General features: G+C 46.3%; 8 protein-coding genes. 6 read left to right on the forward strand and 2 right to left on the reverse strand.

The window, feature by feature from the left end; all coding sequences use genetic code 11:
- Positions 1 to 42: 42 nt before the first annotated feature.
- On the reverse strand, positions 43 to 879 hold the full coding sequence (locus tag NSU15_RS11125; protein ID WP_339290368.1) for an AraC family transcriptional regulator: 837 nt from the start codon (positions 877 to 879) through the stop codon (positions 43 to 45).
- Between the two features lie 190 nt (positions 880 to 1,069).
- On the opposite strand from NSU15_RS11125, the gene NSU15_RS11130 reads away from it, so the two are divergent.
- The 5 genes from NSU15_RS11130 (at position 1,070) to cls (ending at position 8,877) form a co-directional block, all read left to right on the forward strand.
- Positions 1,070 to 2,215: a DUF2264 domain-containing protein gene (locus tag NSU15_RS11130; protein WP_339290369.1), complete on the forward strand. Its 1,146-nt coding sequence runs from the start codon at positions 1,070 to 1,072 to the stop codon at positions 2,213 to 2,215.
- Between the two features lie 38 nt (positions 2,216 to 2,253).
- Complete coding sequence (locus NSU15_RS11135) at positions 2,254 to 4,071, forward strand: hypothetical protein (protein WP_339290370.1); 1,818 nt, start codon at positions 2,254 to 2,256, stop codon at positions 4,069 to 4,071.
- Between the two features lie 45 nt (positions 4,072 to 4,116).
- A complete protein-coding gene (locus NSU15_RS11140; RefSeq protein WP_339291321.1) occupies positions 4,117 to 5,253 on the forward strand; it encodes a glycoside hydrolase family 88 protein in 1,137 nt (378 codons plus the stop codon).
- A gap of 12 nt (positions 5,254 to 5,265) precedes the next feature.
- Positions 5,266 to 7,146 (forward strand): DUF2264 domain-containing protein, encoded by a 1,881-nt coding sequence (locus NSU15_RS11145; RefSeq protein WP_339290371.1) that lies wholly within the window; start codon positions 5,266 to 5,268, stop codon positions 7,144 to 7,146.
- A 276-nt stretch (positions 7,147 to 7,422) separates the two neighbouring features.
- Positions 7,423 to 8,877, forward strand: coding sequence for a cardiolipin synthase (gene cls / locus NSU15_RS11150; RefSeq protein ID WP_042126457.1), 1,455 nt, complete (start codon positions 7,423 to 7,425; stop codon positions 8,875 to 8,877).
- A gap of 85 nt (positions 8,878 to 8,962) precedes the next feature.
- Here the strand turns inward: cls and NSU15_RS11155 are convergent, their stop codons facing one another.
- A complete protein-coding gene (locus NSU15_RS11155; RefSeq protein ID WP_339290373.1) occupies positions 8,963 to 9,751 on the reverse strand; it encodes a YheC/YheD family protein in 789 nt (262 codons plus the stop codon).
- A 59-nt stretch (positions 9,752 to 9,810) separates the two neighbouring features.
- On the opposite strand from NSU15_RS11155, the gene sbnA reads away from it, so the two are divergent.
- Positions 9,811 to 12,129, forward strand: coding sequence for a 2,3-diaminopropionate biosynthesis protein SbnA (gene sbnA, locus NSU15_RS11160; RefSeq protein ID WP_339290375.1), 2,319 nt, complete (start codon positions 9,811 to 9,813; stop codon positions 12,127 to 12,129).
- The last annotated feature ends 25 nt before the right edge of the window (positions 12,130 to 12,154 follow it).

The following is a 12,154-nucleotide window of genomic DNA, read 5'->3' on the forward strand; positions in this document are numbered from 1 at the left end:
AGAGAAGGGATTAGAATTGCGAGGCGAAGATTAGTAGCCATATCAGCTTTTTTTGCCGTATTTTCCAGGTGGAATGCCCGTGATGTTCTTGAAAGTACGGATGAAATTTGCATAGTCATTGAAACCGGATAAATAACAGGTATCGGATACGGAGTTCCCGGCGGATAAGAGCTGTTTGGATAACGCGATCTTTTTAAGCAGGACGTACCGGTAGATTGTCCCAACGGTCTGTTGCTTGAACAGGTGACTAAGATAATATTTATCGATGTTTAATTCTCCGGCGATCTGCTCAAGCGACAGATTCAGATGCAGATGGTTATCGATATAGCGCATGGCCGATTGAATATGTGAAGAAATAATGCTGGGTATGGTGGTAACGGTACGGTTATAAAGCTCATTAATAAGGACCAGGATCTGAATCAGATAAGTCAGAGCCAGAACCTCACTGCCGTATTGTGGGTTGTCCAAAATTGCAATTAAGCGGTAGGCAAGGGTCGTATACTCTGAAAGCAGTGTTTCATCCATTTGCGCGAGATTTTGCTCCCCGGGCTGACGGTTCTGGAAACAAGCGAGCAGATTTGTGGTTGCAGTGCAGAAGGGATATATAAGTGGAGCTTTGAAATGGATTGTTAAGCGTTCATAAGGTTCTGGAGATAAATTGATGATTTTATGTATTTCGTGATTGTTAAATAAGAGCACATTGCCCCGCTGAAGCGGATAGCTGTACTGATCCACAAACCCGTTCACCGTGCCGCCAAGAAACAGGAAGATTTCGTAGTGGTCATGAATGTGAAAATCTCTGGTGGGTGAGATCGGTGAATTGCCGATGCCCGCCAGTATGTCGCCTTCGAAAGGCTGATAATACTGGGCATGTTTCATCCGGATGGCCCCTTTCAGATTGATAGCAATAAACGCAATAAATGATCATTAATCGCAAAGACATTGCAATAATACAACACTAAACTATAGAAGAAGATTACGCAATAAAACAAGATAGAGCTGGTCAGAACAAGAGTAGTAGGAGAGTCTGTACCTGCTGAATAGACGCAATTGAAAGGGTGGATTGTCTATGACTGGTACGAAACACCGGAAATATTGGCTGGATACGATGTTACAGATCGGGAATCCGGTTCTTGACGCTTTGTCGCAGAGAAAATTAAAGGAACGGCTGCCTGCGGAGTTTCATGGTGATAGGAGCAAGTTTGCGTATTTGGAAGCGTTTGCTAGATTAGCCTGTGGAATGGCCCCATGGTTAGAGCTTGAAGGGCTGGAGGGTGAAGAGGAAAAGCTTAGAGCCCATTATGCCGTACTGATGCTGGAATGCATTGATGCCGCTGTCGATCCATCTTCGCCTGACTATATGGATTTTAAGTCCGAAGGCCAACCGCTGGTCGATGCGGCATTCCTCGCCCACGCGTTGGTGCGCGCGCCGAAGCAGCTTGCCGGGCGGCTGAATGCGCGGGTCAAAGTTAATTTAATAACAGCCTTGAAGCAAACGCGCCGGACTGCACCGAGCGGCAGCAACTGGCTACTGTTCAGCGCAATGGTGGAAGCGGCTTTGTATATCCTCAACGATCCTGAATATGACCGGATGCGTGTTGGTTATGCGATTCATATGTTTATGGATTGGTATAAAGGCGATGGCATATACGGTGACGGCAAGGACTTTCACTGGGATTATTACAACAGCTTTGTTATTCAGCCGATGCTGGTGGATGTGGTGACACTCTTTGAACGGGAGTCGGAGCAATATTCCCAATTGCGGCCGTTGATACTGGAACGGGCACAGAGATACGCAACTGTTCTGGAACGGATGATTGCACCGGATGGAACTTATCCCTTTATCGGGCGCTCTATTGTCTACCGTTTTGGTGCGTTTCAGCTGTTGTCGCAGGCGGCGCTCCAGCATTTCCTGGAGGAATCGCTTTCTCCCGCGCAGGTACGCTGCGCCTTGACTGCTGTAATTACACGGACTATGGAATTTCCGGGCACTCTGGATGAGAACGGGTGGCTACGTCCGGGAGTATACGGCTACCAGCCAGAGCTTGCTGAGAGCTATATCAATACGGGCAGTCTCTATTTATGCGCATTTGTATTTCTTCCTTTGGGGCTTCTTCCTTCTGATCCTTTCTGGGCAGGAGCAGAATTGAAGTGGACGGCACAAAGGATCGCAGCTGGTGAGGATGTTATGAGAGATCATGCCTTGAGCAATTAGAAGGATCTAAGCTGGTGGGGCAAAAGGAGGAAGAAAGCATGAATAGACAGGAGCTTTTCGGAATGATCGAAAGGATGAAGCCGGTAAATCTGAGCTTGTATTATCCTGATGGAGATTCGGATGTTTTTTGGACACAGGCATCATTATCCGAGCTATTGAAGGAAGATATCTGCGAAATCCGCGCAGAGGCTCAGAGATTAGACGGCCAGCCTATACCGGAGCTGACGGATACGCTTTTTTCAATTTATGCGCGCACGGGTTCGAGGCTGGAATATGAACGGGTCTATTTCGAACGGAGAAGAAGGCTGAACACATATGTATTTATGACCTTGCTTGAGCCGGATAATGTCAGACTTCTGGAGAACCTGGAAAATACACTATGGTCTATATGCGAAGAGTACACTTGGTGCCTACCAGCCCATCTTCCTTCAGATCATAATGCAGAGAATATCGATCAGTTTATTGATCTGTTCTCCTCGGAAACTGCTTTTACACTGAGTGAAATTTCGCTACTACTGGGAGAACGACTTCCACAGCTTCTTCGATTTCGAATAAGACATGAAGTAGAGCGGAGAATATTTCGACCATTTATTGAATGTGGTCCTTATGAATGGGAGACTGCAAGGCATAATTGGTCGGCAGTTTGTGTAGGTTCGATTGGGGCAGCTGCCTTGCTGATGTTGGATGATCCTGCTGCGCTAACGGATATCCTGCTGAAGACAGAACGAAGCATGAGTTACTATCTGGAAGGCTTCGGGGATGATGGGGCCTGTCTGGAAGGTCTGAGTTACTGGAACTACGGATTTGGCTATTTTACGTATTACAGCGATCTTCTCCGGGTCAGAAGTGAGGGAAGAGTAGACTGGTTTGCAACAGACAAAGTGCGAAGTATCGCTCAGTTCCAACAAAAAATTTTCATCGGCGGCAATTTTGTCGCCAATTTCTCAGACTCAGAGCCTCAAATTCACATACATATGGGCTTGTCCCATTATTTAGCTGATACCTATCCAGAAGTAGAATGTCCTCCGCCTGTGCTTCGCGCTCCTTACGCTAAGGATCATTGCAGCCGCTGGGCTCCGGCTTTTCGAAATCTCATCTGGAGAAGGACCGGCGATGAGAAACAGGATCAGGATTGGGGAGCCGCCAGTTATTATCTTCCTGATGCGGGATGGCTTGTCTCGCGTTATCAGTCCGGAGGAAGTTCGTTCGGCTTCGCGGCTAAAGGAGGGCATAACGCTGAACCTCATAATCATAATGATCTGGGGCAGTTCATTCTGTTAGGTGAAGGCGAAATCTATGCAGCGGATCTCGGCAGTGGAGAGTATACGGCTGAATATTTTGGGGCTGGCCGTTATCAATATGATTGCAATGGCTCGCAGGGACATTCGGTTCCTATCATCGACGGCCAGTATCAACAGTCTGGCAAGGAGCATAGTGCTACAGTTCTGTATGCGTCGACTGCTTCCGTGAGGGATGAACTGACGCTGGAGCTGTCTCAGGCTTACGAAGTGGAAGAGCTTCAATCCTTGGTCCGTTCTATGGTTTGGTACAAGGAGCAGCGTCCTCGCTTGGAGTTAACGGACGAGTACCGGTTTAACGGTAAGTTAGTGAGCTGGACGGAGCGGTTCGTAACCTGGCGTCGGCCGAAGATCCTTCGTACTGGCGTTGTGTTGCTGCCGGGAACTGATGTCGGCGGAGTTGAAGTGATCTATGATGCCCAGATTGTAGAGCCAGAGATTACCGCTCGTGAGTACAGGGATCATTTCGGCAGGGAAACGGCCTGGTATACTCTCGACTTTCATTTGCTTCAGCCCGGTGCTGTAGGGAAATTAGTATTCACCTTTCAATTTATATAAATGATGAAAGAACTAGAGAACAATTCGAAGAAGGCGGTGTTTGATATGAATATTACGGATAACCAAACTTGGCTGGATGAAGCTTGGAGCAAGGCTCTTGAAAAGACAAGATGTAACAGTCGAAAGATCGGCGCAGAATTTCCTCATGCAAGTCAAGGGGGGAAATATTTGCTGGAGGCGCCGAATTGGTGGACAGCAGGGTTCTGGCCGGGAATGCTCTGGCAGTTTTATTCTGAGAGCGGGGATGAAAGTCTAAAAATGATCGCGGAGCGCTGCGAAGAGAGACTCGACGAGGTGCTGGATGGCTATGTTAAGCTGGATCACGATTTAGGCTTCATGTGGATTCTTACAAGCGTGGCAAATTACAAGTTGACGGGTAGCGAAGCGTCGCGAATTCGGGCATTAAAAGCGGCCAACTACCTGGCAGCCCGCTTCAATCTGAAAGGACAATATATCCGGGCTTGGAATCCATGGAGTGTAGGGGAAGATAACAGCGGAGTTGCTATTATTGACTGCTGCATGAATACCAGTCTGTTGTTCTGGGCTTCTGAGACATCGGGAGATCCACGCTATCATCATATCGCTGAGGCGCATATGGATACTGTTCTTGAGCATTTTATCCGACCGGATGGCTCCGTGTACCACATCGTCAAATTCAACCCGGAGACGGGTGAAGTCGTGGAAAAGCTTGGCGGGCAAGGTTATTCGCCCGAATCTGCTTGGTCGCGCGGCACGGCTTGGGCCATTTACGGTTTAGCGCTTGCCTATCATCATACGAGCAAGCAGAGCTATCTGGATGCAGCCAAGCAGGTAGCACATTTCTTCTTGACCCGTTTGCCGGACGATCATGTTCCGCATTGGGATTTCCGCGCGCCCGGTGAAGTCGGCGAAATTCGTGATAGCTCCGCCGGTTCCTGTGCGGCGAGCGGTTTGCTTCTGCTAGCGGACCAGGTGGATGATTCGGAGTCCCATGTGTACCGGAACGGGGCTATAAGAATCGTGGAATCGCTCTACAGGAATTATGGCAGTTGGGACAATGCGGATGAGGAAGGGTTGCTGCTTCACGGTACGAGTAACTACCCTGAGAACCGGAATATAGATGTTCCTCTTATCTACGGTGACTTTTTCTATGTCGAAGCACTAGCCCGGATTAAGGCCGCAGGTCCGTTCTATTGGGAGTAGGGGGTGATTAGGATGAATACAAATAAGACATCTTTCCGGATTAGTGATAATCCGTTAAAGACTCGGGTGGATCTGGTGATCGCCCTTGAGCAGCTTACGGATCCGCTTCGGGCGCACTACAGCAAAGGCGGCGCAAGGCTTGAAATCGGTAAAACAGGGGCGAGCTATTCGGCAGCAACTGCTGAAATGGAAGGTTTCTCGCGGGTGTTGTGGGGTTTGGTACCCCTGCTCATTGGTGGTGGAGACAGCGAACTCTGGGACATCGTGCTGGATGGCATTCGGCATGGCACTGATCCTTCTCATGAAGAATATTGGGGAGAGGTGAAGGATTACGACCAGCGTTTGGTCGAAATGGCGGTCTTTGGTTTCGCATTAGCAGCCATTCCGGAAAGGATCTGGTCGCCGCTTGCTTCGAAGGAGCAGGATCAATTATACCGCTGGCTGAATCAAATAAACGCTCATCCTTGCTATGACTGCAATTGGCTGTTCTTTAACGTTCTAGTCAATGTCGGATTCCGCAAAATCGGTCGTCCCTACGACGAAGGGCAGTTAGAGAACAATTTGAAGCGCATGGACGATTTCTATTTGGGCGAGGGCTGGTACAGTGACGGAATTAACGGCCACAGCGATTATTACGTACCTTTTGCTATTCATTACTATGCACTGCTGTACGCAAAGCTGATGGAGCAGGAAGACCCCGAACGTTCCCGTGTGTTCAAAGAACGAGCTCGATTGTTTGCTGCCGATTTCATCAGCTGGTTCGCACCCGACGGATCCGCACTTCCTTATGGGCGCAGTTTGACTTACCGTTTTGCCCAGTCGGCATTTTGGAGCGCCCTTGCCTACGCAGACGTTGAAGGATTCCCTGCTGGTGTGGTAAAAGGTCTGGTGCTGCGGAACCTGCGCTGGTGGTTTAGCCAGCCGATTGTTGACGCCGATGGTGTACTGACCATCGGATATACTTACCCGAATCTGGTCATGGCGGAGAATTACAATGCTCCCGGATCTCCGTACTGGGCGTTGAAGACTTTCCTGCCGCTGGCTCTCGGCGCAGAGCAACCGTTCTGGAAGGCAGAAGAACTGCCGCTGCCAGTCCTTCCGGATGTCATGATTCAGAAGCCTGCACACCTTGTCATCATCCGCGAGCCTGCTTCCGGTCATGTGGCGGCCTTTAATAGCGGACATTTATATACGAATGAACATACTCACACCTCGGCCAAATACGAAAAATTCGTGTATTCAACAGGCTTTGGATTCAGCGTGCCCCGCTCCGAATGGGGGCTCTCTCAGGGAGCATACGATTCTATGCTTGCACTGAGCGAGCACGGAGACAACTTATATCGGGTAAGACGCCAGAATATAGAATCTGAGATTATGGACAACGTGCTTCGCTCTGTCTGGAAGCCGTGGGCCAACGTCGAGGTTCAGACCTGGGTTGTCGCCGGACTTCCTTGGCATATTCGGATGCATCGAGTCGAAACTGGACGGTCACTGGATACTGCGGAGGGCGGATTCGCACTTGGTCAAGACGATGAATTCATATCGAAGATCGATTTGGCTGGTGTGATGGCCTCCACTGCTTGGGGAACCAGTGCAATCAAGGATTTGCTAGGTTGTCGGAAGGGCGAGTTGGTCTGGCCGAACGCCAATACGAACCTGCTTCGCCCTCGGACGGTGCTGCCTATGCTGACGACTACCCTTGGGCCGGGAATTCATTGGCTCGTTTCGGCCGTATATGGTTCCCCTTCAGAGGGGGCTTTAGATATTCAGGCTGATCAAGCTGATAAGGTCCTCAAGCATTCACCTGAGCAAGATTTGAAAGTTAAGTTCAGCGAGGGAACGGTAACCATTGTTACTCATTCCGGGAGAGAAATCGTCCTGAATTTACAATAAGTTGATTGAATTTGCTCATGCTAATTGAAGAATTGCTGCAACAGCTCTAAAGCAGAACTACTGCATTAGAGCTGTTGTTCGTATGTCAAATTTTATGGTCTCATCTTTTAATTATTGAGTTTTTTATCAAATGTTTTCTTAGATGGACAATTATGCTATAGTACTCTATCTAGTCATTTACAGAAGTATTGATTTATCAGACGATGGACAAACTGACTTGTGGCAAAACTAGAAATACTGACATCAATAATAAGATAAGAAAGGCAGGAACTCCTTATGGATAGCAGCAGCTTGGTAACGACGACTCTTTCACTTGTTATAATAATAAACATATTGCTCTCTGCAGGTTTTTTATTTTTTGAGAGGAGAGATATTGGTTATACATGGGCATGGCTTATGCTTTTTTATTTCATTCCCATTTTGGGATTTATTATTTATCTCTTCCTTGGTCGAAACTTAGCAAAGAAAAATTTCTTTGGTCTATCTTCTGAAGAAAGGAAATATCTACAATCCGCTGTAGATCATCAATTAGCTACATTAAACGATCAGCGCGAGGATCATAACCCTTTGCTCACGAAATATGCTGATTTGATCCATATGAACCTTGTTTCATCGAATGCGCTAATGACAACTGATAACGAGATATCTATTTTCAACGATGGTAATCAAAAATTCGATGCTTTGTTTGATGATATTAGACATGCCAAGAAAGAAGTTAATATTCAATATTACATAATTCAGCCTGACGCCTTGGGAAAAAAATTAAGAGATGAATTAACCATAAAAGCCAAAGAAGGCGTAAAAGTGAGGGTTCTTTACGACGAAATCGGCTCCAAAAGGCTTTCTCTTAAGTTTTTTAAAGAACTACTCTCTGCTGGTGGAGAAGTAGAGGTGTTCTTTCCATCACTGCTTAGACCGATAAATTTCCGTATGAATAATCGAAATCATAGAAAATTATGTATTATCGATGGAGAAGTTGCTTATATTGGTGGATTTAATGTGGGAAATGAATACTTAGGTATAGATAAAAAGTTTGGGTATTGGCGGGATACACATTTTAGAATGAAGGGAGATTCCGTTAATCAGATTCAAGGAAGATTTATTCTGGATTGGAAACATGCCCGGAAAAATGAGCGCGTAAGCTTCGATCAATTTTCTTTTAATACGGAAGCACATGTCGGATCAAGTCCTGTTCAAATTGTGTCTAGTGGTCCTAACTCGCTAGTGGAGCATCTTAAAAATATGTACATTAAGCTCATCTTGAATGCCAAACGGAGTGTATATATTCAAACGCCATACTTTATTCCTGATAGCAGTTTTATGGATGCTTGTAAAATTGCACTTCTATCAGGTGTTGATGTCCGGATCATGATCCCTAATAAGCCTGATCATCCTTTTGTTTATTGGGCCACTTGGGCATATGCCGGGGAATTATTGAAATATGGAGCGAAGATTCTGTTATATGAAAATGGTTTTTTGCATGCTAAGACGATTGTAGTTGATGATGAAGTAGCGTCCGTAGGAACAATGAATATTGATTCCCGGAGCTTTAGACTCAATTTCGAAGTGAATGCAATTGTGTATGATGAGCAAGTTGCTAAACAACTTCAAAAATTGTTTGATGAAGATAGCCAGTTGAGTACAGAGCTTACCCCTGAACGCTATAAAGAAAGATCCTTAATAATCAAATTTAAAGAGGGCATTTCGCGTCTTTTTTCGTCCATCTTATGAACCCCGAAACTATATCCTCGGTACAAAAGGCGAGCTGTAGATTGTGAATTCACAGTTCGCCGCTGTCTATGGATTCTTCTGCGCTTCACACCATACCCTGTTTTGATTTCATGCACTTGAGATTGTATGTGCGACCGTATACCTTGGCATATCTGACAATTCGGTCAATCATACGGGTATCTTTTAGTTTAGTAAACGGGCACGGATCGGGAGCCGTATTCACTTCCAAGATCCATGGCTTAAGACGTTGATCTAAGGCAATATCCACACCGATTTCCTGAAGTGCGGGATAGACAGTGCTAAGCTGCCTTGCGGACTTCACTCCAATTTGCTTCAGGGATCGGATCAATATTTTACAATTTTCTGCGCTTGTGTAGCCTTTTAATAATTCCTCAATCGGATAAATTGTTCCTCCTTGACTCCCGTTTGTAACCACTTTGCGAGGATGCGCAACGCGTCCTGCAACCCCTGTTGCTTCCCACCCACCCTTAGAATTTCGCTGCACCATCACCCGAATATCGAAAGGGCGTCCATCGTAAACCAACAGCCTGATCCCCTTTTGTACTAAATAGGCCTTTCCTTGAGCCTCTCGTAAGATGGCCCGATAGGCCGTGTCGTAATCAGAAAATTTGTGTACGTGGGTACCGGATTGATAGCTGAATTGTGCGCGTGTGAGTTCAACCCGTATTACGCCCTGTCCTAAAGAGCCGCAGCAAGGCTTAATGTACACCATCTTATATTTTTGTAGCATTTCATAGAGCGTGTTCTTATCCATTTTTTTCGTAAGCGGGACATGTTTATTTAACTCTTGGTTTCTAACCAGCACCCTTGTCTTCGTCAGCTTATTGGATATACGGCTTATCTGCTTCATCATTGTGTCCCTCCGTCTCAATAGATCCATAGGCTATATTACGAGTATGCCTCCGATTTTGATTGGGCGAACATCGAACAGTAGAACACACTGAAAGAAATCTACATATAATTATTGTAGGTATTCATCTATGGGCTGCAGCTTGCGGTCAACAGGAGGCGGCCATCATGCTGCTCGACAAAGAGAAATTAAAGGATAAACTGCTTGAAGTAATCGAGGTATTTCCTTGGTATAAGGAGCTGATCGGCGGCGAAAGAACGAATTATAGCTTAGAGAAGCTTCCGCTAATGACATCAACAACGCTAGATACCTATTATTATAATCAACCCATTGATCCTTCTTGGATCGTATACAGGACGTCGGGCACAAGCACAGGCCGTCGAAAAGCCATACTTTACTCTAAGGAAGACGATAAGCACTATATAAATATTAAAACTAAGCTGTTTGGTGATCTTATTGCGGGAAGCGGATGCGTTAGAGCTTTGGCGGATATGGGGACTGGGCATGCAGCGAATACTGCATTGTCCATTTTTGAGGAATTAGGATTGGAACCTCGTTCAATTCCCTTTGAATTGCCGATTGAAAAGCATATTGAACAGCTTGAAACCTTCAAGCCTGACCTACTGTACACAATGCCTTCCATTCTTGATCATATCGTACATGCTGCTGAGAATCCGCGCGCTTTCGGAATCCGCAAGATTATTCTAGTTGGGGAAATCGCTTCACTAGGGTGGCAACGGAATATAGCCGGACTGTTCGGTCTTGAACCACGCGACATTATAGATACGTATGGCTCCATTGAAATGGGTACGATCGCTTATTATTCCCATGATTTTGACAGGTACATTTTTGCCGATGGAATTTTTGCGGAAGGGATCGGGGCACAGGAGATAGGCGAAGAACTAAGTCCACTAAGTAATGACGAAAGTGTTCTTGTTCTAACCTCAACGGTTCGCAAAATGCTGCCAGCTATTCGTTTTGTTACTTACGACGTTATAAGGGACTTTAGATCTGTGATGATAGATGGTGTGGAGAAGCAGAGCTTTAGTTCTATCGTGAAACGAGTAGGCCGGGAACTGAAGCACGGAGAGAAAATCAGCCTGTACGATATCGAGCAGGTTGTTTACCGTCATATAGAAGATGCGATTATCCGGGTCAAAGTAAGGCAAAATGCACTGACCGTTTATCTCAAAAGTAAATCTGCGGATAACACCATTGTCCCGAAAATCAAAGAGGAAATTAGAGAATGCATTCCGGAAATCGGCATGATGATTCGAAACCATCTGTTGGATGATATTGAGGTCATTATAGTAGGCAAAGACGAGCCGATGGACAGCGGAAAGGTTAAGAACAAAAAGCTATATTACCAGAAAGATAAAGATCGCATAGAGATGGACTTCACTGACGGTATTTTGTCGACTATCGGAAATACACCCTTAATCAAGCTGAAGAGCTTGTTCTATAAAAGTGAGTTTGACGTCTATGCAAAAATCGAGCTGATGAACCCGGGGGGGAGCGCCAAAGATCGTCCCGCCCTGCGGATGATCCATGAGGCATGGAAGGAAGGAACCATAGGTCCGGGAAGTATCATCATTGAATCGAGCTCTGGAAATATGGCAATCAGCTTGGCCATGATTTGCAAATATTTAGGAATGCGTTTTATCAGCGTTATTGATCCTAGAACCACAGAAACGAATCTGCAAATTCTGAAGGCGTTGGATGCCAAAATCGATTATGTCGCCAATCCCGATCCTGTAACAGGTGAGTTTCTTCCTGCTAGGCTGAACCGTGTACAGCAGTTATTGACGGAAATACCGGGCAGCTACTGGCCGAATCAGTATGCGAATGCAAATAATTATTTAGCCCATTACCATACGACAATGAAAGAAATCGTGACTGAACTTGAACGAGTGGATTATTTATTTTGCAGTGTTAGTACATGCGGCACCATTCGGGGCCTTGCGGAATACGTAAGAGATCACGGACTTCGGACTAAGATCGTGGCTGTGGATGCAGAGGGAAGCGCGATTTTTGGTGGAAATAAGAGTACACGACGCTTCCCGGGACTGGGTGCCGGCATCGTGCCACCCTTTTGCAGAACAGATCTAATCGATCGTATCGTACATGTCTCGGATTCCGATATCGTAAAAGGTTGCCGGATGTTGGCACAGGAAGAATCTATCCTGGCAGGCGCATCCTCCGGTGGAATCATTGCCGCCGTGAAGCAGATGGAGCCGGATTTGACCCCGGGAGCTGTCTGCGCTGTCATTCTGCATGATAAGGGAGAGCGCTACCTCGATACTGTATACTCAGACTCATGGATTCAGAGCCAGTTCGGCCGGGAGATTTGGACTGAAGTTAGCGATAACGCTGAGTCGTAACAACAAAGAATCTATTTCGCAAGGA

The organism is Paenibacillus sp. FSL E2-0201 (assembly GCF_037963325.1).
In the GTDB taxonomy this organism is placed as follows: Bacteria; Bacillota; Bacilli; order Paenibacillales; family Paenibacillaceae; genus Paenibacillus_AQ.